Source organism: Nostoc sp. CCY 9925 (genome assembly GCF_963920935.1).
In the GTDB taxonomy this organism is placed as follows: Bacteria; Cyanobacteriota; Cyanobacteriia; order Cyanobacteriales; family Nostocaceae; genus Nostoc.
Genome location: NZ_CAWUDO010000007.1, coordinates 121643 through 146921 on the forward strand (window position 1 = coordinate 121643; position 25279 = coordinate 146921).

A 25279-nucleotide genomic window follows, 5' to 3' on the forward strand; every position below is an offset into this window, starting at 1 on the left:
TGGCATCAAGATTTTAAGTAGTAATACTATAAAAAATTCACAACTTTTATAATCTATTGAGGTGGGTTAGCGTGATTCATAACCCACCAATCTGCAAAATTTTAATTAAAGCCTTTGCTCTTAACCAACGAGAGAAGTGGTCAAGAAAACAACTCCTATTGAACAAATAGCCAAACCAATAAATTGCAGTATCTTTAAGAATTGATTGGCAAATTTTTCGCTTACAACTTTACCAATTAGTAACGCACCGATAGCAATCCCATATTGTATTAAAGTGAAGCCTGCTAGGTAAGCTACTAGCGGTGTCATTTGTGCGCCGACAATGGACTCACCGTAAGCATAACCATGAAATAAACCAGCAACTGCTCCTAACAAAGCTAGCACAAACCAATTAGGTTTTTTCGATAGCAGTAACATTGCACCAAAAGCAATCACCGAACTAGCGATGACGATCTCACTTAAGGGTAAATCGAATTTCAGTATATGAATTCCAGTTCCAGCCATAGCTGTCAAAACGAAAGCTACTGGAATTAACAATCCATTTTGTTGTCTAGCACTAAGTAAACCAATAGCAACCACAAAGGCAAAATGGTCAAGACCAATAACGGGGTGGGCTAACCCAGACAAAAACCCTTCAAAGAAATTAGACGGTGTTTTACCACCAATGGCATGATGTGCTAAAGCTGGATGAGCAGCACTTAAAAGTCCTATGCAAGTTAAGAAGGCAATTCCTAAGTAAAACTTTGTTGAAGTTACCGTTGATGATTTTTGTTTGTAGTTAGCAACAAGCTGGATTTTTAACACTGTGTATCTCCCAATATTAGAGTTTAAATAGATCAATAAACATCGTGACTCAGCAACCAGAGCGTGATAGTCGTTTAACATTAAAGTCTCCCTGTTAACGCTGGTAACTAACTCCTCCAGAACCGATGTAGCATTCAGACAATATCGGATTGTGTACGGTTGCACTGAATATATTGGCAATAAATTCATATTTTTTAACTATTTTATTATGCAAGTTATCAATTCTCTTAACCGCCCTTCAAAAAGATCCTTTTTGGGAATATGATATGCGGCAAAGATAGAGAGAATAGGTTAAAAACTATGCCCAATATATATTGCAACGTTCTCCAGCAACGGCTAACGAGATAAGTTCACGATTTGGAGGGTTAAGTCCTCAAAACACCCCGAAAACCTGTTTCTCCGTAGAAACAAGCGTCAGGTATAGGCTCTAAAGCCCTTGTTCCATAAGGCTTCCAAAATTACCTTCCAAGTCGTGATTGCAACCTTCTGCCGGGTTCCCATTGGAATTACCAATTGCGAATTAGATTGACTGTTGATGGTTTAGTAACAATGCTCAAAAATTCATCCCACGCTTCCTGAAGGGACAGACGTGAGGCAACTTGAAGTTTAAGCTAAAAATTTCATCTCAATTTCATCTTCATTTGGGAGAGTAGGTAAAGTACTTGATCTTTAAACTTACTTAGCTGCACAGCAAGCAGACATCCCTTAAAACATTTAAAAATGCTTAATTCTATTGTTAAATGGTCGATCGCTCAACGCTGGCTAGTAGTTATTGCTTCCATCCTCATATCTGTTTGGGGCTTTCTCGGCCTTACGCAAATGCCACTGGATGTATTTCCCAACTTTGCTCCACCCCAAGTGGAAATTATGACCGAAGCCCCAGGACTTGCCCCAGAGGAGGTTGAATCCCTAGTTACTCGACCGATAGAAAGTTTGATTAATGGCACTCCCGGACTAGAAGCATTGCGTTCTTCCTCAGCTGTAGGTCTTTCGGCTGTGAGAGCGACTTTTAGCGTGGACACAGAAATTTATCGCGCTCGTCAATTGGTGACAGAACGGTTGCAACAAGCACGCAGTCAACTACCGCAAGGTGTAGACAACCCAGAGGTTCTGCCGGTTAGTTCCCCCTTGGGATGGACTGTCAAATATGCCTTTACTTCTGAAACCACTCCGATGATGGAGGTCTGGCGGATTGTCAACTGGCAAGTGAAAAACCGCCTGCTTGCTGTCCCTGGTGTAAGTAATGTCGTCATATTTGGTGGGGATGAGCGTCAGTATCAAGTACTGGTAAACCCCGATAAACTGAAGGCGTTTAATGTTTCTCTTGATGATGTCACCAAAGCAGCACAAGCAGCCAACGCTAATGCACCAGGGGGATTTTTAATTACTCCCGACCAAGAAACTTTGGTGCGAGGGGTAGGGCGGATTGAATCTATTGAACAGCTGAAGAAATCAGTAATTAAAGCCAAAAATGGCACGCCAGTATTGTTGGAACAAGTGGCGGATGTACAAATCGGTGCAGCACTCAAACGCGGCGATGGCAGTTTTGCGGGTAAAAAAGCGGTAATTTTGACAATCAACAAACAGCCAACAGCAGATACGCCAAAAGTGACGAAGGCGGCTGAGACAGCAATGGAGGAAATTCAAGCTGGTCTGCCTAAAGATGTCAAAATTACAACTACTTTCCGTCAGGAAGATTTTATCGAAGCCTCGCTCAAAAACGTTGAAGAAGCTCTGCGTGATGGCACAATCATCGTTTGTGTCATCTTGATTTTATTTCTGATGAATTGGCGCACGGTGATCATTACCTTGAGCGCGATTCCCGTGTCTTTATTGTTGGGAATGTTGATCCTGAATTGGACGGGACAAGGCATCAATACGATGACTTTGGGTGGGCTGGTTGTTGCGATTGGTTCGGTGGTGGATGATGCAATTGTCGATATGGAGAACGTCTACCGCCGTTTGCGAGAAAACCAGACAGCAGGCAATCCTGTGCCACCACTGCAAGTTGTTTTTAATGGCTCAGTGGAGGTGCGGGTGAGCGTGTTATTTTCGACAATTATTATTGCAGTCGTCTTTGCACCAATCTTTGCGCTTTCTGGGGTGGAAGGTCGGATTTTTACACCAATGGGTATAGCTTATTTGCTGTCAATTGGCGCTTCTACCTTAGTAGCACTGACATTGACTCCAGCACTGTGTGCCCTTTTGCTAGTAAATCGGCGTTTACCAAGTACAGAAACTTGGGTTGAACGATTTTCTCACCGTCTGTATCGCCCGTTTTTGAAATTTTCTCTACGTCGCCCCAAGATTATTTTGACAGGTGCAATCGCTAGTTTTGTGGCTTCAGTCATGATATTACTCTCCTTAGGGCAAGTTTTTTTACCAGAATTCCAAGACCGCTCTTTGGTGATCGCCGCAGTTTTAATGCCTGGTCAATCTCTGAATGCCACTAATCAAGTAGGGTTAGCGATCGAAGAAGCCCTGAAAAACAATCCTGCGGTTGAAACAGCTCAACTGCGCTCTGGACGGGCTGTGGGGGATACTGAGGTAGCTGGTGTAAACGGGGCGGAAATAGATGTTCAACTCAGCGAGGAGGGGGCAAAAGATCGAGAAAAAACAATTGAAATGATTCGTCAAGAATTTGATAAAATTCCCGGAGTCGTTCCCAATATCGGCGGGTTTATTTCGCATCGGATGGATGAGGTACTCTCAGGTGTACGGAGTGCGATCGCTGTGAAAATTTTTGGCCCCGATTTGGAACAACTCCGCACCCTTGGTCAACAAGTACAATCAGCTATGGGCCAGGTTTCGGGTCTAGTAGATTTGCAACTTGAACCGCAAGTACCAATTAAACAGGTACAAATTCAATTCGACCGCGATGCAGCAGCCCGCTATGGTTTAACTATTGGCGAATTGTCAGAGGTAGTAGAAACTGCACTGAATGGGCGAGTCGTTTCCCAAGTATTGGAGGAACAACAGACCTTTGATATGGTGGTTTGGTTGGAAGAAAAATACCGTAACAATATTGAAATTATCGGTAATTTGCTAGTTGATACACCCAACGGACAAAAAATTCCCTTAGCTCAAGTCGCAAAAATCAATTATGGTACAGGCCCCAATACCATCAACCGCGAAAATGTCTCCCGCTATATTGTCGTATCCAGCAATGTGGCTGGACGAGATTTAGGTTCTGTAATTAAGGATATTCGGGAGAGAGTTAAGCAACAGGTGCAATTACCCTCTGGATATTTTATTGAATACGGTGGTCAATTTGAAGCACAAGAAGGAGCGACAAAAACTTTACTTTCGGCTGGTGGATTAGCTTTTGTTGCGATCGCAGTCCTGATTTACTTTGCTGTCAAGTCGATTCCTGCCACCATCATGATCTTGCTAAACTTGCCTTTAGCATTAGTGGGTGGAGTCATTTCCATCGCCTTAGCTGGCGGTATTCTCTCTGTAGCTTCGATGGTAGGATTTATTACCTTATTCGGCGTTGCTACACGGAATGGGCTATTACTGGTTGAGAACTACAATTCTAGGATGGCAGAAGGACAGCCTCTGCGGCAGGCTTTGATGGAAGGGTCGGTAGAAAGGTTGGCTGCTATCTTAATGACGGCGCTAACATCTGCTCTGGGTATGGGGCCCTTGGTAATTGGTAGTGGAGCTGGAAAAGAAATCCTCCAGCCACTAGCCGTTGTAGTGTTAGGTGGATTGTTTACCTCAACCGCTTTAACCCTGTTAGTGCTTCCGGCTTTGTATGTACAGTTTGGTAGATTTTTGGTGCCAAGAAAGGCTGAACCAATTATTCAGCCAGAAATTGCAGGAGAAGCCAGAGCCTAGCACAACAAGGCAAAAGTCAAAAGAAATAATAGTCATACCACAAGCTTTTTACAAATCCCAGATGGTAGGTTTATTTCCGCGCCGATGCACTAGTTTTTAATTTACAAAACATCAAGGAGTTTGAATTAATGAAATTTCTGAAGACCAGTTTAGTAATTGTTAGCAGTGTCGGATTAATCTTTTTGGGTGCTTGTAATGCTGGGAATCAAGCTGCTAACTCGGAAAGTGCTACCAAGACTGCAACTACAGAAACAGCTGCCAAAACTGAACCCGTTGCTAAAACTGGGGAAGCGCATAATGAAAACGACGGTCATGGCCATGATGAAAAAGGTGGTCACTCCAATAGTGGAGAGAAGCGTAGCAGTCAAGTTGTAAATTCGGGCAAATATCATTTAGAGTTCACACCAGATATAGAACAAGATTCTACTCATTTAGATATAAGCGTACACGGAGAGCAGGATCAAGCAATTACTGATGCCAAGCTCACGGCTCAAGTTCAGCTACCAGATGGCAGTAACAAAACCCTACAAGTTCCTTATAATACCGAGGAAAAGCAATACACAGCAAAGCTGCCTGCAACTGCAACGGGAGAGTATAAAGTTGTTATTCAAACGGATGTAAAAGGTGAAAAATTTAATGGCCGCTTTACCTTTAAACGATAATCCGAGCAATTGAAGAAGAATGCAGAATTCAGAATGGGCTACGCCCCGCTGCGCTAACAGAATTCAGCAATCTTGACGCTCTGGTGCGATCACTGCCCGTAGCTTGCTTCTCGGCAGAAGTACGCAGACTCGCTCTAAGCGTTCGCGCAGCGTCTCGTAGAGAAGCTATCAGTGGGGGATTCAAACCCGCCACTGATTGTTCGTGCTTGCGTCACGTAGTGTTCGCAAAGCGTCTCACCAGTATAGGAAAAGCTATATGACAACATGGAAACAATTAACAATTTATGTTAGCGAGTTGGATTGTTGGGAACATCAACCCCTTCATCAAGTTCTGCTCGGAATGGCTCGCAGACAAGGATTAACAGGGGTAACGGTAGTGCGGGCAATTTCTGGATATGGCAAACATGGCGTTTTTCGTACTCAAAATGAGCTAGACCCTTCTACTGAGTCCTCTGCACTACCGCTTCTCGTTACGGTTATTGATAGTGAAACTGCAATAACCGAATTTTTTTCCTTAGTCAAACATCTGCTTAAAGACAAGTTTGTTACTTGTCAAACCATAGAAGTTTTCTCTACTGGAGCGTGAAAGGTAGTCATGTCCCATAATCATAGTCATGGACACGACCACGGTGGCAGTAATTACAACCGTGCCTTTGTTATCAGTGTTGCCCTCAACACAGGATTTGTCGTCATTGAGGCAACCTATGGCATTGTTGCTAACTCCCTTGCCTTGCTTGCTGATGCGGGTCACAATTTGAGTGATGTTCTGGGTTTACTACTTGCTTGGGGCGCAAGCATCCTCGTCCGTCGTCGCCCGACATCACGTCGCACCTACGGGCTGCGTCGTTCTTCAATTTTGGCTGCGCTTTTAAACGCTGCTTTTCTCCTAGTTGTTTCTGGCGGTATTGGCTGGGAAGCAATTCAACGGTTTCGTGAACCTGCTCCGGTAGCAGGAGGAATAGTAATTACAGTAGCAGCTATAGGAGTTTTCATTAATACAGTAAGTGCTTTAATGTTCTTGTCGGGGCGTAAAAGTGACTTGAACATCAGAGGCGCATTTTTGCATCTAGTTGCAGATGCTGCGGTATCTGTAGGGGTTGTACTAGCTGGTATTGCAATTATTGCTACAGGTTGGCTGTGGTTTGATCCAGCGGTGAGTTTGATTGTTACTGTGGTGATTGTAGCTGGCACTTGGGGACTTTTACAGGAATCCTTGAATTTGATTACAGATGCTGTACCAGCAGGAATAGAACCTTTGGCTGTCCGTACTTATCTAACCGAACTCCCTGGCGTGGCTCAAGTTCACGACTTGCATATTTGGGCAATGAGTACCACAGAAACAGCACTCACTGTTCACCTTGTCATCCCAGCAGGTTATCCCGGTGATACTTTTTTAGCACGGGTAGTCCGTGAGCTTCACGACAATTTCAGCATTGAACACCCAACCATTCAGGTGGAAATAGGCGATCCGAGTTACCAATGTCCTTTTGCTCCTGATAACCTAGTTTAATTCAATTGTTGGGTATTTAGTAACGGGTACACTCTTCTACACTCTTAGCTACATCTACTAGTTATGGTGAACTGCAACTGTTCTAATCTCGATGAATGTGTTGCAACTGTTGGTGCAAGGAACTGCAAACTATAACGTCATGGACGCTAATTCCTCTTTTTATGCAACACTCTAACTGTCAATCTTTTACGAACGATGTGGGCTGAACAAAATCATAACTGGGTCAGGTAGGGAGATTATAACGCCAATTTAGCTATCTCTCCATCTGAGAATACTGCCCTTTACGACGCAGAAAGAGCAACAACTGGGAGACTAGCACCATGACAGGCAGTTCGATAAGTGGTTCAATAGCCAAAACAAGGATAATCAAAGGACGCTCAGGAAAAACAGATGTAGCGATCGCCAATGCAAGGGGTGAATTACGTGCAAGTGTTGTGCAACTGAAGCAAGCAAAGTCCTCATAACTAAAGTTGCCGAGCCGTGCAATCACTTGAGTCAGCAAAAAGGTAATTCCATAGAAAATAAGGATAGGTGGTAACATTTTTAGCAGCACATCTGGACGCTGAATTAGGGTTTGCCCCTGCGAGGCAAATACCGCTGTAATTGCCAAACACAGAAATAGCGTTTGCCCTGCTGCTATTTTCAGTGGAATTTCACGCCAAAACCCGTTTACCTTTGGTATTAGCCACTTAGCGATAAACGCTAAAAGCATAGGAACAGCTAAAACCAGCACAATGCTTTCGAGAAAAATTGCTGTATCAATCTGTACCATTTTTCCAACAAAAACTAACAGATAGAGGGGCAGGAGAACCACTTGCAAAATCATGTTCCAAGGAAGTAAGGTTGTAGCTAAAGCAACATTTCCTTTGGCAATCCCTGTAAAAATGAGATACCAGTCAGTACAAGGTGTGACCATCAGCATAATTAGCCCAACCCAAAGATCGGGAGAGTCCCGTAGGAAAATAGCTCCCAATCCCCAAACAAAAACAGGTGTCCAAAGGAAGTTCATCCCCAAAATAAGTCCGGTCATTTTGTAGTTTTGAAATGCCTGACCTAAACGATTAAGTGGAATATTTAGAAACACCCCATAAAGCATGGTCATCAAGGATGGAACAATCAAAGATACAGCATTTTCCTCAACCCATTTGATTTGTCCCAGTATCAGCCCAATTAAGATAGCAATGATGACAAATACAGATTGGAGTTTTTCAGTCAAACTCATGTTGAGATGTCTTGATTAAGTCTTTGAAGAAAACAATAAATACGCTTTAGATATCGAACAGCAATATTGAACAATCTATTCCTAACCGCATTTTCTAGATTATACTATGTCCCAATCTTAACCATGCTTGGAATCTGATGCTGTCTAGCACCACTCTCCGGAATAAGCAGACAGCGAAGATTTCTACGTCGCTCTTTGCGATCGCCCAATGACAAACGGTTGGCGGTAGCGCTCCACCAAACCATCCCACTGCACAACGAGGGTGCTTCCCGTCTGCTTCTGTTGCTTCTCCCACATTGAGAACAAGTCGAGGCAAGAGTGGTCAATGTAAGATAGCTTTTCTAGGTGCAGATGCAGTGCAGTTCTTGGTGGAACCTGTTCTAGGGCTTTTGCAAGCATTGGCAACCGAATAAATGTTGCCGCCCCTTCTAAGTACATATCAATCCGTTGATTTTTTTCATCTTTTTCAAAGTGAATTTTCAGATGAGATACTTTGTAGATCAGCTTGACCGCTGACAGTACAATGCCGATTAGCACGCCAGTAAGCAAATCGGTAACGACAATACCGATTAAGGTGGCAAAGTAAATCGCCAGAGGAAAGCGCCCGTACTGCTTTAGCTTGCGGATTTTCTCTACTTCCACCAGCTTGTAGCCCGTGTAAACTAGAATCGCTGCCAGACTGGAAGTAGGAATTAGCTTTAGAACATCCGGTGCAGCAATCACCAGAGCCAGTAGCCACACGCCGTGAAACATCGTGGCAAGTCTCGTTTTACCCCCTGCTTCCACGTTAACGGAACTGCGGACAATCACCCCTGTCATTGGTAGCGCCCCCAGCACTCCACAAATCATGTTACCAAAACCTTGCGCGGCCAGTTCGCGATCAAAATCCGTTTTTTGTCCCTGGTGCAGTCGGTCTACTGCGGCGGCTGAGAGTAGGCTTTCTGCACTGGCGATTAAGGCGATCGCTATTGCTTCCATAAGCAGTGGTGCCTGAAGCAGGCGCATTAAGGAACCAGGCGTTGGCAATTGAATTGCAGAAGCAAGATTAGCAGGCACATCGATGTATTTAATTGGCAGCTTCATGATGGCGGCGATCGCAGTTGCTACCACCACAGCAATCAGAACACCAGGTAGCAAGTTCAATCTTCGAGGCTTAAACTTATCCCAAACTACGAGGGTGAAGATGCTAACCAGACCTATAAGCGCAGCAATTTGATGGCTGGTTCCAGCAATTTGATGATTGTTGGCGTCGCTGAAAAAGATACCCTTGTAGATGGCGTTGGGAATAGAAATTAGGTTCTCAATTCCGCTCGCGCGTGGCAAGTCATCGACCATTACGTGGAATTGAGAAGCGAAGATCAGTACGCCTATACCTGCAAGCATTGCATAGATCACTGCCGGAGATATGGCGCGGAACACCTGACCCAGCTTGAATACTCCCGCCAGCAATTGGATTAATCCTGCCAGCAGAAGAATAGGCCCGAGCATTTCAATGCCGTAATCGCGGATCAGTTCTGCGACAATGACAGCCAGTCCAGCAGCTGGGCCGCTGACTTGTAGTGGGGAACCTGCGATCGCGCCAACAATAATTCCGCCTACCATTCCTGTCACTAAGCCACGAGCTGGAGGCACTCCCGAAGCGATCGCAATCCCCATGCACAGAGGCAGTGCGACAAGAAATACAACTATAGATGCCAATAGGTCGTCGGTGATGAATCGTTTGTCAAAGATGTCTCTGATTGCCATTTTTTTAGTTGTAGGTACGTGGACATAAAAAAACAGCCAACCAACTGAAATGCCTTTAAAGGGCTGTGCCACCCACACAGACGAGTTACAATCGTTTGGAAAATTGCCAACCTTTTTGGATGGATGTCTAACTCCATCATTTACGCGTAGGAATCCAACCTCAAGGGTTGAATACCAAAGCTAGCAATTTCTTTAAACGTTTACGCCTTGATAATCTTTGCGGCACACAGATAACTTATTAAAATTGACTGTTTTTTTCGGATAATCTACTTATCTGGCAAACTTGGTAATACATTTCTCAAATTCAGCATAGAGTCCTGTTCCTCGCCATAACTGACCCCAACCCTCTGAGTATATTGGGGTGGTTTAAAGCAGATAAAGTGCCCTATTATCAATAATTGAACCTTTAGTTTATATCAAAGTTTTAACTTTGAGTCAAGCAAATTTAGTAGTTATATCTCCTCATGGAAAATGATAATTATTCCTGAATTTGGAAAAAAATAATAATGCATATTTATCAATAAAAAAGTTTCACTAATTATTAAAACTCCCAAATATTTTGACTCTATCCAGGTTTTTATGGAAAATTCAATCTTATAGCTTAACCTGACTTGCTCTCCCGTTATAAGATTTAAATTTAGGAATTTATCCCAGCATTAACTTCTGTCTACAGGAGTAAGTTTTTTATCTCAAATCCTCTAAAAATTTCATGTCAATTTCATAATTTTGTAGTAAAACTTAAGCCAAGCAATCTACTTAATAGAAGAAAATTTGAATCTATTGCATATCAATGTAATTAAATTGTCTATACTAGATTTTAGTTTCATGCTCCTTATTTTTAAAGCTTAATCAGACTTTTGGTCATACAGTAACTAGTTATGACCAAAAGTTTGATTTTTTATTATTGAATATTTAGTTTTCGATGATTTATTTCATCCTAATTTCATCTTGATTATATATAGTAAATTTTAGGAGCTTATTCCTTGGCTTTGCTCCACACTATTTTCAGGCTTTTTAGTTCAGCCACAACGGTAATACTACTAGCCTGACTTTATCGAACAAATGAGAATGAAACCTAATCCAAAATATCAAAAAGCTAGCTTTGTTCCTCGGTCGATAATACAAACTCTGGAAAAGCTAAAACAAGCACTAGAGCCAAATGCAGAGCATAAGGTTGTTGAAGAGTTTCGCGCTTCTCGTCAGAGAACAATTAGTTCTCTCCGTTATTTGTTAATTCTATTTATTGTTCCATTATTAGTGAATAATCTGTTTAAAACATTTGTAATTCAACCTTTGATTTATAAATACTGGAGCCAAGAAGCATCAGAAATTTTCTTAAATTCTTCTCAGGAAGAAAGAGCCTTAAGTGAATTGAAAAGATTTGAGCGAAAAATTCAATTTGAAGCACTGCTAGGAAAAGCTCCAGAACTTTCTTCAAATATTGTAGAACAGAAGGTCAAAGATCAGGCTATTGCGTTATCCCAAAAATATAAAACTGAAAGTATTGATGCAGTTGCTAATATCTTTGCTGATATACTTTCATTATTGTCATTTATTATATTATGTGTCTTTGGTAAGCAGCAGCTTACCACTATTCAATTTTTTAGTGCCGACTTAATTTATGGCTTAAGCGATTCCGCGAAAGCTTTTTTCATTATTCTCGCTACTGATATTTTTGTCGGTTATCACTCTACCTATGGTTGGGAAATAATTTTAGAAAACACCTCAAAGCATTTTGGTCTTCCAGAAAACAAAAGTCTGATTTCACTATTCATTGCTATTGTCCCAGTTGTCATGGATACAATTTTCAAATATTGGATTTTTCGCTACGTCAACCGCAGTTTTCCTTCAGCCGTGGCTACCTACCATAGCATGAATGAATAATTTTCCCAAACCAGCCAAAATTTCATCTTGATTTCATCGTGACCTGTCAAACTCATAATGTAAAGGTTCGTTCAATAAGCAAAACTATGTAGCTTATTTTACATAAGAATTACTTATAAATTCCAGATGAAGAAAACATTGATTTACACAAGTACAGTGTTTGCTCTTGCCACTACAGCTTTCATTTCCCTTAGTCATGCAAGTGCTAAGGAGACTAATATTGATAATAATTTGCAATATCCTGCTAATAGTTGGCGGCTTGTCAAACATACTTTTCGGTTAAACATCCCTCAAAATAACAACCCTCTTTCCCAACTTATTATAGAAACTCCATCTACTGTAGCAGTGAGTAATAACATTGATGTCTTCGATGCGAATGGTCAGAAAATTAATACTAATATTTCCGTCAATGGCAAACAGATTATTATAGATTTCCCTGAAAAGGTTATTTCTAACACTAAACTCTTAGTTAATTTTAATCAAGTTCAACAACCAGTGACAGGCCCAGCTTCTGTATACCGCTTTTCAGCTAAGGTTGTTGGTAGTGAGGTAGAGATTCCCGTTGGTGTAGCTCAATTCCCTACATTTTAATCCTTAAGTTTTGAAATTCATCAAAAATTTCATCTTGATTTCATTCCGACCTGTCAAACTGATCAATAAAGGTAGTATACCTTTTGAACTTCAAACGGTAAACAAGTCAACGGTAATATTTCTAACTTCCTTTAATTAACGTGTAAGCGTAGACTGACTTTTCATGGAAATTTTTGAAAATGTTGGTATTCCGAGGTGTAAAAGTGTAAAAACTTAAAACCTTTACACCTAATCTTTTTTTCACATTGTGAAAAGTAAGAAACGTAGAAGGTAGTTAAATTTAGTTTTACCAGATTGTTACGTATTGATTTATCACAGGTTCATTTTGATTTACTGACATTAATGATTAAGTGAGGAGTAAACATGAAGAAAGTGTTAGTTTATGTTGCTATATCTACTTTAGCTGCTGCACTTTTAATTCCTGCCAACTATGCAAGTGCTAATGAAGAAGATGGTAATGTTCCTCATATTGATGGTAACTCTCAATTTCCTCAGACTCGCTGGATGCCTGTTAGACATACTTTGCGAGTACACGTTCCTAAAAATAGCAAGAGTGTTTCGCAGTTAAAAATTGAAGTTCCAAATACTATCAGGTGGAGTGATAATACTAATGATGTTGTTATAAACGAAGATAATGGCAGAAAAATTAACACTAATGTTTCTGTAAATGGCAAAACTATATTACTAGCTTTTGCTGAACCAATTGTTCCTAATACTAAGCTAAAGATTGATATCAAGAATGTCAAACAACCATTTCTTGGTAATGGCCCCGTCTACCATCTATCTGCTAATCTTGTTGGCACTAATGCAGAAATACCTATAGGTGTAGCTAGATTTCGTATAAATCCTTAAACTTAGCGCTATTCAATCAATAAAGCTCCTGAAATTTAACTTATAGATAAGTTAAATTTCAGGAGCTTTTGTGATTTCTTAACCCCATTTTTTAAATATTATTAATCATTAATAATTTTAATTGTTGCATCTATTAACTATATTTTAAATTTTACTTAACATAAAAATATTTCATCTCTATTTCATCAATACCTTTCACAATTATAGATATAGAGGTAATTAACCGATTAACAAAACAAGGAGAATATTGATGAAAAAGCTGATTTACACATTTGCTTTTACCTTAGTTATTGCATCTTCAGTTCCTACTGCTTGGGCGAAAAATCCAAACGATGCTAAATTTTCCCATCTCGGAAATAGTGCTGCTGTTCCTAATGATGCCCGTACCATAGATGCTACTCATAAGTTTGATGTTCATGTCCAAGGTAAAGCTCTTTCAGAATTGGCGATTGATTTACCAGAGGGGGTAAGTATTGATAAAGGAATTGAAGTCAAAAATAAATTAGGTCAAAAAATTCCGACAACGGTTTCCATTAACAACAGAAAAGCTACAGTAGCTTTTTCGGAACCAGTAGCCCCTGGTACAAGCATATCAATTCGTATGAAAGGAGTTAATACTCCAGGTTATGAGGAAACTTGGCATTATCCAGTATCTGTCAAAAAGGTTGATATGAAAGAAGAAATTCCACTTGGTTTAGCCCGGATTCAGACTTACGGTGGCTAGGCTGAGTAACTGCTGTTAATTTTAGCTGTGGCTGTTAACTAAATTAATCGGTAGCTATAGGGTGGGATGGTGGATCTTCCTTACCCTACATAATCTTGTCGGAGTTAGTTATGAAAAAGTCAATTTATGCGGGTGCAGCATTTTTTCTAATAGTAACTTCTTCATTTCCATCTGCTTGGGGAAGCGAAAACAAGGACAATTTCAAAGCCTCCTATATTGGTAATGGCGTAGCATTTCCTAGCACTGTTGGCTTTCCAGGTGCTACCCATGAGTTTCAGGTTCATGTTCAGGGACAATCTCTATCAGAACTGGCTATTGATTTACCCGATGGTGTAAGCATTAACAAGGGAATTGAGATTCAAAATCAATCTGGTAAGAAAATTGATGCTCAAGTTTCTGTAAATAACCAAACAGCTACAGTGATTTTCTCCCAATCTGTGGAACCGCAGACAACGCTCTTAGTTAAGCTGCAAGGTGTTAATACATCATTTCGTAACCACGTTTGGTTGTACCGAGTGTACGGCAAAATGCCTAATCTAACAGCACAAATTCCTCTTGGTACAGCTCGAATTCAAACTTACGGTCGTTAAGTACTCAAACTTGGCTTCCTAAGATTATTTCATCCATTAGTAGCATAAATTGCTTATTGTTTGAGGATTTTAGCTATGAAGATACCTGTCATCCGAACTGCATCTATTTTGGCAATTCCCTTGGGAATAGCTTTACTTCACGTATCGTTTGGTTCTGCTGCTTATGGAAATGCAGATACCTCAAAAACAGGAGTTTGTGAAAACATTCCCCCAGCAAGACCCACTGGTGGAGCTAGTTTAGCAAGACTACAAGCTTTACAAAAATGCTATAAAGGGCTTCCGCAAGGCACAGTACAACAATCCAGTAAAACAGGAGCCTGTGCAAATATCCTACCAGCAGAACCTACTGGCGGAGCAACTTCAGCAAGACTCCAAGCCTTGCAACGATGCTATGAGGAAATTTCGCCGCAAACCACCATTCTATCTAAATAGATAGTATGTGAGCCTGTAAATTTATTCTCTCGGCATGTCTTGCTAGAGGAGATAACTATGAGCAGGCTCCTAGTTTGGGTCTGTTTTTCTTTAATAGCGGTAAATGAACAACAGCCCTAGCGATCGCCGCCGTTCATGCGCTGGCATTCGCTTCAATACACAATTAGCTTTACAGTTCAATCCTTTATCTAATTCCCATGTACTTGCTGTTACCTCTCCAACCACATTTTTAAAGCTAATGCCGATCTACGTTGCTCCAATACGCGATTTTTTTAATCCCCAGTGGCTGAGTCCACTAGAGTTAGCCACTGGGTATAATTTAGTGTTTTGATGTTTGTTTAGATTGAACTGGGAAACTTGTTTCTCAAGTGGTTTTTACTCGTTAAATTTATTTGATTAAGTAAGTTGTAATTTCATCCTAATTTCATCATACTATGCTTTGATTTTTCTGAAAAATTGACTTGACAACTATCTAATACAATGCTCAATCTACTTGCTAAATTTGTTTTATTCAAAATTTGAAATTTCATCTTAATTTCATCTTCCTCTGAGAATCTAGTTATAGGGGTATACCCTATCATTACTTATTACTTTGGTGTGAAGAGCAAACAGCCATGTCTAAGTTATTTTGGAAATGCCTGCTAATTAGTCCTGGAGTTTTATTAGCCAACTTAGCTTTTTCAGGAGCAACAATAGCTGCTGAAATTCCTGTTCCAACTGAAGTTAAACAAGAAGCAAACTCTCTTCCAAAAGATTCTTCTTTAAGCCAAATTCAACAGTACATTGGTGAGACTGGCCAAGTCACATCCGTTTCGCAGTTTTCTGACGTACAACCAACAGATTGGGCATTCCAAGCTTTACAATCACTAGTTGAACGTTACGGTTGTATTGCTGGTTATCCCAATGCCACTTACCGAGGTAATCGTGCTTTAACTCGTTATGAATTTGCTGCTGGTTTGAATGCTTGTTTAGATAGAGTTAATGAACTGATTGCTACAGCAACTGCTGACTTAGTAACAAAAGAGGATTTGGCTACCCTACAGCGTCTGCAAGAAGAATTTTCTGCGGAACTAGCTACCCTGCGTGGTCGCGTAGATGCTTTAGAAGTACGCACTGCTGAGTTGGAAGCCAATCAGTTCTCGACTACCACCAAGTTAATTGGGGAAGCAATTTTTAACGTATCTAATGTTTTTGGTAGCAATCAGAGGGCAGTTCCTTCTGGTGTAGATCCAAGTACTGCTCCCGACCTAGATTCTAATACTATTCTAACTGACCGGGTTCGTCTGAGATTGGAATCAAGTTTTGTTGGTACAGACCTGTTGCAAATCCGCTTGCAATCCCGGAACATCACTCCCTATGACACAAATGTGACGGGTACTAACATGACCCGCCTCGGTTTTGACGGAAATCAGAACAATGAGACTGTCATCGATAAAATTAACTATGCTTTCAACCTGAGTAATGCAGTGCGGGTAAAAATTGATGCGGCAGGCGGTAACATATACGACAACATCAACAACTTCAACCCTGATCTTGCCAGTGATGGTAGGGGCGCTTTGTCTCGCTATGGTCGATTTAGCCCCATCTATCGCACTGGTTTCGGTGGTGCAGGTGCAACCATAACTTTGAATCCTACAGGAGCTTTCACTGCATCTGCGGCTTACATAGCTCGCACAGCTAGCAATCCTGGTTCAAATGGAGGTCTGACAAATGGTGCCTATACAGCCCTTGGTCAGGTAGCTTTCAGGCCTAGTGATGCATTTAATATTGGTCTTACCTACGCTCACAGCTATCAAAATAGTTTATCCAGTGTAAACATGTTTGAGGGTACAGGTAGTGTATACGCAGGTAATCCCTTCAATGGAGTTGCTACTACTGCCAACCATTACGGTATAGAAGCTACCTTCAAACCCAGTTCCAAGTTGACTATTGGTGGTTGGTACGGTTACAGCAACGCTGAAGCCAAGGGAAGTGGTACGGGTGTAAATCAAGGTGATGAAGCATCAATGAACTACTGGGCTGCAACCCTAGCCTTCAAAGACTTTGGTAAAGAAGGCAACTTGCTTGGCCTGATCTTTGGTCAACCACCTAAAGTAAGTGATAATGATGCATTCACTTCCGCCGCAAGAACTACTAGGCGTGAAGATAACGACACCTCTTACCACCTAGAGGCTCTGTACCGCCTACAGATCAACGATAATATTTCCGTCACTCCTGGTTTATTGGTTATCTTTAATCCAGAGCATAATAATAACAATGACACCATCTATGTTGGTACACTGCGTACCACTTTTGCTTTCTAAAACGGCTAACAGATAATGGTTAATATTTATTAGCTATTAGCTATTAGGTATTCTCATTTGGAAAAATCTTAGCTCGCCTGCGGGCGGGCTTTTATATGGAAAAATGAGCAATTTATTGAGATTTATAATTTGATATAAATAAGGGTTGTTTTGTCTAGGGTGGTATATCAAAACTAATACTTATTTGTTAGTACATGAACGAAGTCAAAACCCTAGCTTTTTATTTGTGTATTGTGGTTGGGGTTAAGTGCAATTAGAGATTTTCTAATCTGACTTAATATTTCATCTTGATTTCATCTTTACCTGTCAGAATAAAAAATAACTCGGTATATCTCTTGCAATTAGTTAGATTTGTTAACTTCTCTAACTGAGTATCACTCACACCAATTGAGCAATGGGATGTACTGAGTTTTTCTTATAGATTATCTACTGCCAAGGCGTAGCATCTGTTTATGATCTTAGATAACTTGCTTGTATACATGATTGAATAACTCAGAATTTCATCAACTTCTGTCAATCTATTTCTAAGGGATTACCCTGTTATTAACTATGCTGATTTTACAAAATTGCCACGAACCTCTAACTTTTCAATTTGATATGCGGGTACTGCTAGTCGAAGATGAGTCAGATTTGGGCGCTGCTATTAAGCGAACGCTGAAGCAGCAAAAGTATTTAGTTGACTGGGTAATGGATGGTAATGAAGCATGGGCATATTTAGAAAATAGTTCGGCACAATATACAGTGGCGATTTTAGATTGGATGCTCCCAGGATTTACTGGTTTGGAATTGTGTAAAAAGCTGCGTTTAAAAGGAAATTCTTTACCTGTCTTGATGCTCACAGCTAGAGATAGCATGGAAGATAAAGTTGCTGGCTTAGATGCGGGTGCTGATGATTACTTGGTGAAGCCTTTTGGAATGGCAGAATTACTGGCAAGGTTGCGGGCATTGCAGCGGCGTTATCCCCACTTACAACCTCAACAACTAACCGTTGGTAACTTTACTTTAGATTACAGCAATAGTACAGTTGTCGGTCAAAATACGACGGGGGAAAAACAGGAAATTTCCTTAACTAATAAAGAATTCCAACTGGTGGAATATTTGATGAAGCACCCCAATCAAATTGTTACCACGGAACAGATTCGCAATCAGCTTTGGGAAGTGAGTGCAGAACCTGCTAGCAATGTGGTAGCAGCGCAAGTACGTTTGTTGCGTCGCAAACTAGCCTGCTTTGACTGCACCAACCCGATTGAAACTTTGCACGGTATGGGATATCGTCTGAATGTGACTAATGAATCAAAATAAACTGTTTCGAGGAACTCGTGTTCGGTTAGCTCTGTGGTATGCCCTCGTCATGGGTTCAATTTTAAGCGTTTGTGCTTTCGGTGTCTACAGAGCTGTTTTCCGTGCCCATGTGGTAGCTTTAGACAGTGAAATTGAGTCTGTAGCCGGAACACTGCATGACAGTATTGAATTTAAGCTCAGGCAACCTGGGAGTTTAGAACCCGTTATACAGGAGCTATTCCCAAATATAAATCTATGTAAAATTGGAGCCAGCTGCACTCAACAGCAGTCAGATACTAAACGTCATTTTCTTGGTGTAGTTAATAAAGATCACTACTATGTACGTTTTTTTGATACTTCAGGACGCTTAATTGCTACTGCTGGTAATTATCCAGAAGGACTGTCTAATGTCTTCAGCAATGAAAAATGGTTATTTCTCAAAGACAGCAAAGGCAATGATTACCACCAAAATTCCTTAGTGCTACACACCCCAGATAATGGGGATTGGGGCTATATGCAAGTGGGGCGAAGTCTTGAAGAATTTAATCGTTATCTGGATAGTGTGAAATTAAGTTTAGGTTTGGGATTGCCGATCGCAATGGGTATGGTTGCAGTTGCTAGTTGGTGGCTATCAGGATTAGCTATGCAGCCAATTTATCAATCTTATCGACAAATTCAACAGTTTACAGCAGATGTTGCACACGAATTGCGAACGCCTTTGGCTGCAACAGGCGCAACGGTGGAATCAGCGCTTTTAATGTCGGAACTGGACGAAGAAGAAACGCGGGACATTCTGCGAACTATCCACCGTCAGAATCAGCGACTTATTACTTTGGTTGTAGATTTATTATTATTGGCTCGTTTAGATAGGCAACACTTGCCAGTACAACTAGAACAATGTTGTCTAAATGATATTGTCAGCGATTTAGTCGAGGAATTTGAAGCAATGGCAGCCGCGGCAGGCGTAATGCTGCAATCTAGCATCAAGGTAAATAAGCCAGTAAATATTGTCGGTGATAACGACCAGCTTTATCGTTTGGTTTCTAATTTAATTGTCAATGCAATTCAGTATACACCCAAAGGAGGGGAAGTTACGGTTTGCCTGGGTTGTAGCGACCATCATGCTGTGGTTCGGGTTCATGATACGGGTATTGGTATCCCAGAGAAGGAACTGACGCGAATTTACGATCGCTTTTATCGCGTGAATAGCGATCGCTCTCGTACCACTGGCGGTTCTGGTTTAGGATTGGCGATCGCCTCTGCAATTGTTCTGGTACACCACGGTAGTTTGAATGTGCAAAGCGAATTAGGTAAAGGTAGTACTTTTACCATCGAACTACCGTTTAATGTTATCCACCTAAATAGCGATCGCTCTTTTTCGCCATTTAAATGGCTGTTTCGCCGCTTACGCCAATCTAAATAAAAGATTTCGTATTTAACCTATAGGTTTTCTATCTTTTGTTACTACCCCTGCTTTTAGAGTGTAGTCATTTTTTGCTGTGTGATGTGAGTTATAGGAGTTTAAATAATATATGTCAAAGTATCGTTATCTAGTAGTTGCAGGTATCGGTTGTGTATTTACCTTAAGTAATTTTGCTGCTAGTTCAGCTCAACCTGTACGTGCTTTGACTCAGCCTCAGAGTAGTCAAACAGAAAAAGTTCCTTCTCAAGCTGACTCATCACCAACTACTCAGTCTGCATCTCCCACTCCGACTTTACTCGATAACCTCAACCCTAATCCAAATTCTCTCCAGTTTCCTACCAAACCAGAAGATGTCAAAATTCAGATAACTCAGCCAATCACTCTGCAACAAGCTTTGGAACTGGCACGGCGGAATAATCGGGAGCTACAAGTATCAATACTGACTTCAGAACGAAGTCGTGCATCTCTACGTGAAGCACAAGCTGCTTTGTATCCCAATGTTAGTTTAAACACTGACATTTCTCGTCAACAATCTGCTAGCAGTCAGCTTTCTGCTGAACTGCGTTCTAGAAGTGGGATACCTTCTACAGAACAAACTCCAAGTACAAACTTTTCTGGAGCGGCACAACTGAGTTATAACATTTACACCTCTGGCTCTAGATCGGCTCGCATCAGAGCAGCTGAGGAACAATTACGTTTTGATGAGTTGGATGTAGAGCGTTTGTCACAGGAAATTCGGCTGAATGTTGCCACTGAATATTACAATTTACAACAAACAGATGAACAAGTACGGATTAATCGTGCTGCTGTAGAAAATGCCCAACGAAGTTTAAAGGATGCTCAAGCATTAGAAAGGGCTGGAGTTGGTACTAAATTTGATGTTCTTCGTTCTCAGGTAAACTTAGCAAATGCTCAACAAGAGCTAACTAATGCTATTAGTCAACAGCAAATTGCTGCAAGGCGGTTGGCGACGCGGTTGAATTTACCACAATCTGTAAACATCAGTGCAGCAGACTCCGTGAAATTGGCGGGTTTGTGGAATCAGACACAAGAAGAAAGTATTGTGCTTGCTTTTCAAAATCGTGCAGAACTTCAACAACAGTTAGTACAACGCAATATTAGTGAACAACAGCGACGTTTGGCGCTTTCTGAGGTTCGTCCCCAAGTTAGTTTGGTTGCTAGTTACAACTTGTTGGACGCTTTTAATGATAGTGTTGGCATTACAGATGGCTATTCACTGGGAGTTAGAGCCAACTGGAATTTATTTGATGGTGGAGCAGCTCAGTCCAGGGCTGCTCAACAGAAAGCCAACATTGCTATTGCCGAAACTCGTTTTGCAGAGCAACGCAATCAGATTCGCTTTCAGGTGGAACAGGCTTATACTAGTTTGCAATCTAATTTAAGTAATGTTCAGACTGCTACCGTTGCTCTAGAACAGGCTCAAGAGGCTTTACGTTTAGCAAGGCTGAGGTTTCAAGCTGGTGTAGGTACTCAAACAGATGTTATTGTTTCTGAAACTGAGCTTACAAGGGCTGAGGGTAATCGGGTTACGGCTATTTTGGATTACAATCGTGCTTTAGCTAATTTGCAACGTGCTGTTAGTGCTAGTTTTTCTACAGCCATATCACAACCGTAAGGTCTTACGTAGCCAACAGACAATTAATTTAACTCTTTCCAGCTATTGCCTTCATTCTGCGATTGAAAGACAGTATTGTTCTCATTCACTGCATATAATATGTGGGGAGTGTTGGGAGCGATCGCTAGTTTTACAACTACACCATTAGTTTCCGTCCAAAGTTTCTCCCACGTTTTACCACCATCACTGCTGCGATAAACACCCGGCGCTGACTTGAGAAAGCGATAGCCATACATTACAGTGCTGTTACCCTCTTTTTGCAGAACTAGACTGGCAATAGGAGCTTCCTGTGTATTAGCTACTAACGTCCAGTCATTGCCGCTGTTAGTGCTTTCATACATTCCCGAACGGGTAGTTGCAAACAAATGCTCAGGGTTACGGGGTTCAACCGCAAGGTCAAAAGGAGTATCGCCTAATCCAGTCATGCGGACTTTGACCCAAGTTTTGCTACCATCAGTAGAAGTATGCAGCCCTTGCGTTCCAGAAGCAGGCCATCCATAAAAAACGTTGGAATTACTGGGTGCGATCGCTATTGCATGAAAATCTACCCCAGGCATGGAAATCTGTTTCCAATCTTGCCCTTGATTCTCACTTATCTGGAATCCTAGATTACCTCCTGTGTGTGGATGTCCGCTGGAATAAAAGCGAGCGCTGTTAATTGGATCGGCAGTAAAGCCCATATAATCAGCTCGCTCTTTTCCCATCCAAAACCATTCCCCAGTTTCAGAACGTTGCAACAGTCCGTTATGACTTGCAACATAAATAATGTTGGGATTATCTCGATTCACAGTCAAACCATGAACGTGATTATTTGCTTGCCAATTGCCCGCTTTCTCTAGGGAAACATTTACAGCCTTTAGTTGAGATTGATTGGTTGATTGGTTGGCAGAGAGTGGCTGGTTGGTTGACTGATTGCTAGTAGGTGGCTTGATAGAACGACCGAACCACACCCCCAAGCCTCCGCCCAAAAAGAAGGAAACTCCTATGGGCAAAGCACAGCAAGCCACCATAGCAATTCCCATCCATTTCATCATGTTGTGGTCTTTTGAGTCAGGCTGACTCATAATTGTGTTTCTCCTGAGTAAGTTTTCTGCTGTAGTAAAGCTGTTGACTTATGATGAAACGCAAAAGCAAGTGCGATTTGAGCTTCTGGATAAAAGGAACGAGTCCGATAGCCATCCTGGTTTAGCTTAAGTTCCTTAGCCAAACCATAAAATGGCTTCCTTAGCAATGAGTTCATTAGCCTTTTTCGGCCAGACTTCTCTAAATATTTCTAGTTTTTTCTGACATTTCAAATTCAAATGTGTTTCTCGCTAAGGGATTTATCAAGCCCTATTTTGACGGACTGTTTTGGTTATTCATCATTCCCGGCATATTGTTCATCATTCCTGGCATCTTATTCATCATTGCTTGGCAACACTTACATCCCGTTTGGTTTGGCTGCTGTGGCGTTTGATTCGTTGGGGCTGTTCTTTGACTGGTCAGCACTTGAATTAGTTTTGCTTCGTTTATAGCCCTGGCGGATTGATTCGGTGTCACAGTTCCCTTGGGAGTGTTGGCAAAGGAAGCAGTAGTGGTTAACGTAAGCAATGCAAAACTAGCTACGGCTCCGCTCAATACTGTCTTAACGCCTGTACTAATGTTCATTTTGTACTCTCCATTATTCTGTTAATTTAGTAGTTTTTGAGAAACTAAGGCCATTCTAAAGTCTCTATTCGGGTATAGAGTCAAGTCATAAATTTACTAGTCTCGGAAATTGTGAACAGGTATATCAGAGCAAGCAACTTCCTCGATCAAGCTACAAAGCTCTTTATTACAGGGATTATCCAAAGGTCGGTTTTCCCAACGCTGTTGATATGCCTCTAGCTCATCCTTCAGTTCTTTCATGCGATAAATCTGCTCCTCAAGATGAGCAATTTTCTGTTTGAGTAAGTCCCGAACTAGGGGACAAGCAGGGTCGCCTTGGGAACGAATGCCTAGCACTTGTTGAATTTCAGACAGGGAAAACTGTAAAGATTGGGCTTTTTTGATAAATTGCAGCCTGTTGATTGCCTCGCAGTCGTAATAACGGTAGCCACTTTCACTTCTTTCAACTGGTTTTATCAAGCCTAAGCCTTCGTAATACCGAATTGTTCCCACTGCCACATCAGTTTGCTTCGCCAGCTCACCAATTTTCAGCAGCTTTTTTGGGGATGATACTTCACAGCAAACTTGTTTCACGACAGCAATCATAGTTATTTACTACTATGTGTTGTTATAACTTTAAAGTCTATAGTCGGCTAGAGAGTCAAGTGATAATTGTCAATTTTTGTGTAAAGTTTAATTACAATACTTGTGGGCAAAAATATTAGCTTAAAACTTGATGAGCCAGGGTTACAAATTTGAGGAGATGATATGTCCAAATGATTTGAATTGAGGTTATTTGGAAAATAATATTTACCTATGGGGTTGACTCTATAGCCGGCTAGAGGATTCAGAATGAATGAGTCAAAAGAATTTTGGTGGACACCATGACAAAACGTCAAATTGAGATTTTTACGGCTGACTGTCCTCTTTGTGATGAGACAGTGCAAATGGTGCAAGAACTGACTTGTCCTGACTGTGAAGTATCGGTCTATAACCTGCGACATGAGCAGGAGAAAGCCCAGCAGTATGGAGTAAATGCAGTGCCAGCGATCGCAATCAATGGAAAACTTGTCTTAACTGGTAAACCGAATCTAGAACAGTTGCGAGCAGTTGGTGTAGGTCAACCCCTAAATTAGAAGTAGTAAGAAGGAGGAATTTACCACCCAAATGGGTGGTAAATTCGCATAGCATACTGTGCATATACAAAGTTAGAAGCACGGGAGTTCGGCACTTCTCGTTTTACTAATAAAACATCAGCTAAATTAAACAGCATTTATCCAAAAATCAGCTGTGACGATTTTGCCATTGCGATTAAACTGACCCCAGAGCTTATACTTTCCTGGTTGAGGAAAGCTAGTCATAAAATGAACCTGTCCAGCAGGAGCATCTTTTAGTGCGTGAGCATGAATGTAATCTGCTGCTGTTAATGAGGTTGACTGTCGCAGGATAACTAAATGTCCTCTTTCTCCTAAGTATGGCTGCAAGTCTGTAAGCGGTTGATTGTTAGAAGCATCTTGTAATTCAAACATTAAACTGACTTCTTTACCCGCTTTCACAGTAGGTTCAGAAACAGCAAGATTGACTTTAATATCATTGAACGTTTTACTGCGATTTAGGTCAATTTCTGGAGCAGCAATACTGTTTCCAGAAACTTGTGTTTTCAATACTGAGACTTGTTCTGTTTGACCAGCAGGTTTATAGTCACTAAAAAATGTGTAATTGCCTGCTTGCGGAAAACGGGCTGCAACTTCAAACTGCCCATTTTCTTTATATGTGGGATGAAGATGACTAAAAAACTGAAGATCATCGCTGACAAGAATGAGGTGCATTAGCTTTTCTTGGAAAGTGTCAAAGTTAGCGATCGCTTTCCCATCGGAATCTTGAACGCCAATCACTATTGGAATATTTTTATTAGAGGTAATGTTACTGGTAACTTTGAGTTTTGCCTGAGCAAATGCTTTCTTCTTATCACCCGCGCCACTTGTTGAATGTTCTCTGTGATGGCTCCCACTCATTGAACGCTCCTCATGCTGATGTGTGGTAGCAGATATTGGTTTCCCTTCGTCTCTAGGTAATAAGGAGCAACTTTGAGCCAGTATCAAAGTAGTAGTTATAGCAATTGCATTCATAAATCGATTCATTGATTTTGCTCT

At 41.2% G+C, this 25279-nt stretch carries 23 protein-coding genes and 1 pseudogene; 16 read left to right on the forward strand and 8 right to left on the reverse strand.

What is annotated here, in order from left to right:
- Positions 1–120 precede the first annotated feature (120 nt).
- Positions 121–804 carry a HupE/UreJ family protein gene (locus ACM0OY_RS06140; RefSeq protein ID WP_289794633.1) on the reverse strand — a complete coding sequence of 228 codons (684 nt, stop codon included), beginning with the start codon at positions 802–804 and terminating at the stop codon, positions 121–123.
- Between the two features lie 720 nt (positions 805–1524).
- On the opposite strand from ACM0OY_RS06140, the gene ACM0OY_RS06145 reads away from it, so the two are divergent.
- The 4 genes from ACM0OY_RS06145 (at position 1525) to ACM0OY_RS06160 (ending at position 6816) form a co-directional block, all read left to right on the forward strand.
- Positions 1525–4644 (forward strand): efflux RND transporter permease subunit, encoded by a 3120-nt coding sequence (locus tag ACM0OY_RS06145; RefSeq protein WP_414567990.1) that lies wholly within the window; start codon positions 1525–1527, stop codon positions 4642–4644.
- A gap of 128 nt (positions 4645–4772) precedes the next feature.
- On the forward strand, positions 4773–5306 hold the full coding sequence (locus tag ACM0OY_RS06150; protein WP_414567991.1) for a hypothetical protein: 534 nt from the start codon (positions 4773–4775) through the stop codon (positions 5304–5306).
- 256 nt (positions 5307–5562) lie between these two features.
- Positions 5563–5892, forward strand: coding sequence for a DUF190 domain-containing protein (locus ACM0OY_RS06155; RefSeq protein WP_289794631.1), 330 nt, complete (start codon positions 5563–5565; stop codon positions 5890–5892).
- Positions 5893–5901: 9 nt separating this feature from the next.
- Positions 5902–6816: a cation diffusion facilitator family transporter gene (locus ACM0OY_RS06160; RefSeq protein ID WP_289794630.1), complete on the forward strand. Its 915-nt coding sequence runs from the start codon at positions 5902–5904 to the stop codon at positions 6814–6816.
- A gap of 253 nt (positions 6817–7069) precedes the next feature.
- On the opposite strand, the gene ACM0OY_RS06165 is transcribed toward ACM0OY_RS06160, so the two are convergent.
- Together ACM0OY_RS06165 and ACM0OY_RS06170 are read right to left on the reverse strand one after the other, a co-directional pair.
- Positions 7070–8038 (reverse strand): arsenic resistance protein, encoded by a 969-nt coding sequence (locus tag ACM0OY_RS06165; RefSeq protein ID WP_414567992.1) that lies wholly within the window; start codon positions 8036–8038, stop codon positions 7070–7072.
- A 183-nt stretch (positions 8039–8221) separates the two neighbouring features.
- On the reverse strand, positions 8222–9784 hold the full coding sequence (locus tag ACM0OY_RS06170) for a SulP family inorganic anion transporter (protein WP_414567993.1): 1563 nt from the start codon (positions 9782–9784) through the stop codon (positions 8222–8224).
- Between the two features lie 1068 nt (positions 9785–10852).
- Here ACM0OY_RS06170 and ACM0OY_RS06175 point away from each other — a divergent pair.
- The 11 genes and pseudogenes from ACM0OY_RS06175 to ACM0OY_RS06225 form a co-directional block, all read left to right on the forward strand.
- Positions 10853–11668, forward strand: a complete 816-nt coding sequence (locus ACM0OY_RS06175) for a CemA family protein (protein WP_414567994.1) — start codon at positions 10853–10855, stop codon at positions 11666–11668.
- Positions 11669–11794: 126 nt separating this feature from the next.
- Positions 11795–12259 carry a DUF2808 domain-containing protein gene (locus tag ACM0OY_RS06180; RefSeq protein ID WP_193915447.1) on the forward strand — a complete coding sequence of 155 codons (465 nt, stop codon included), beginning with the start codon at positions 11795–11797 and terminating at the stop codon, positions 12257–12259.
- Positions 12260–12622: 363 nt separating this feature from the next.
- The gene (locus ACM0OY_RS06185; RefSeq protein WP_414567995.1) at positions 12623–13111 is read left to right on the forward strand and encodes a DUF2808 domain-containing protein; all 489 of its coding nucleotides are present in this window, start codon (positions 12623–12625) and stop codon (positions 13109–13111) included.
- A gap of 250 nt (positions 13112–13361) precedes the next feature.
- Positions 13362–13835, forward strand: coding sequence for a DUF2808 domain-containing protein (locus tag ACM0OY_RS06190; protein ID WP_414567996.1), 474 nt, complete (start codon positions 13362–13364; stop codon positions 13833–13835).
- A gap of 110 nt (positions 13836–13945) precedes the next feature.
- Positions 13946–14425, forward strand: coding sequence for a hypothetical protein (locus ACM0OY_RS06195; protein WP_414567997.1), 480 nt, complete (start codon positions 13946–13948; stop codon positions 14423–14425).
- Positions 14426–14500: 75 nt separating this feature from the next.
- Positions 14501–14857, forward strand: a complete 357-nt coding sequence (locus ACM0OY_RS06200) for a hypothetical protein (protein WP_414567998.1) — start codon at positions 14501–14503, stop codon at positions 14855–14857.
- A 103-nt stretch (positions 14858–14960) separates the two neighbouring features.
- Complete coding sequence (locus ACM0OY_RS06205) at positions 14961–15188, forward strand: hypothetical protein (RefSeq protein ID WP_414567999.1); 228 nt, start codon at positions 14961–14963, stop codon at positions 15186–15188.
- A 283-nt stretch (positions 15189–15471) separates the two neighbouring features.
- A complete protein-coding gene (locus ACM0OY_RS06210) occupies positions 15472–17160 on the forward strand; it encodes an iron uptake porin (RefSeq protein WP_414568000.1) in 1689 nt (562 codons plus the stop codon).
- 549 nt (positions 17161–17709) lie between these two features.
- Positions 17710–18462, forward strand: coding sequence for a two-component system response regulator RppA (gene rppA / locus ACM0OY_RS06215; protein ID WP_228042962.1), 753 nt, complete (start codon positions 17710–17712; stop codon positions 18460–18462).
- Positions 18449–19864 carry a two-component system sensor histidine kinase RppB gene (gene rppB / locus ACM0OY_RS06220; RefSeq protein ID WP_414568001.1) on the forward strand — a complete coding sequence of 472 codons (1416 nt, stop codon included), beginning with the start codon at positions 18449–18451 and terminating at the stop codon, positions 19862–19864. The genes rppA and rppB overlap by 14 nt, the downstream gene beginning before the upstream one ends.
- A gap of 160 nt (positions 19865–20024) precedes the next feature.
- A pseudogene (locus ACM0OY_RS06225) lies at positions 20025–21500 on the forward strand (TolC family protein); the annotation flags it as partial.
- 23 nt (positions 21501–21523) lie between these two features.
- Here the strand turns inward: ACM0OY_RS06225 and ACM0OY_RS06230 are convergent.
- From ACM0OY_RS06230 to ACM0OY_RS06245, 4 genes are all read right to left on the reverse strand, one after another.
- On the reverse strand, positions 21524–22564 hold the full coding sequence (locus tag ACM0OY_RS06230; RefSeq protein WP_414568002.1) for a F510_1955 family glycosylhydrolase: 1041 nt from the start codon (positions 22562–22564) through the stop codon (positions 21524–21526).
- Entirely contained in the window at positions 22561–22740 is a 180-nt protein-coding gene (locus ACM0OY_RS06235) for a hypothetical protein (protein ID WP_414568003.1), read from the reverse strand. Before ACM0OY_RS06235 ends, ACM0OY_RS06230 begins: the two co-directional genes overlap by 4 nt.
- Positions 22741–22832: 92 nt before the next feature.
- Positions 22833–23147, reverse strand: a complete 315-nt coding sequence (locus tag ACM0OY_RS06240; protein ID WP_289794617.1) for a hypothetical protein — start codon at positions 23145–23147, stop codon at positions 22833–22835.
- Positions 23148–23243: 96 nt separating this feature from the next.
- A complete protein-coding gene (locus ACM0OY_RS06245; protein WP_289794616.1) occupies positions 23244–23732 on the reverse strand; it encodes a heavy metal-responsive transcriptional regulator in 489 nt (162 codons plus the stop codon).
- Positions 23733–24010: 278 nt separating this feature from the next.
- Here ACM0OY_RS06245 and ACM0OY_RS06250 point away from each other — a divergent pair, with 278 nt between their 5' ends.
- Entirely contained in the window at positions 24011–24262 is a 252-nt protein-coding gene (locus ACM0OY_RS06250; RefSeq protein ID WP_289794615.1) for a thioredoxin family protein, read from the forward strand.
- Positions 24263–24388: 126 nt separating this feature from the next.
- On the opposite strand, the gene ACM0OY_RS06255 is transcribed toward ACM0OY_RS06250, so the two are convergent.
- Positions 24389–25267, reverse strand: coding sequence for a hypothetical protein (locus ACM0OY_RS06255; RefSeq protein ID WP_289794614.1), 879 nt, complete (start codon positions 25265–25267; stop codon positions 24389–24391).
- Positions 25268–25279: the final 12 nt, after the last annotated feature.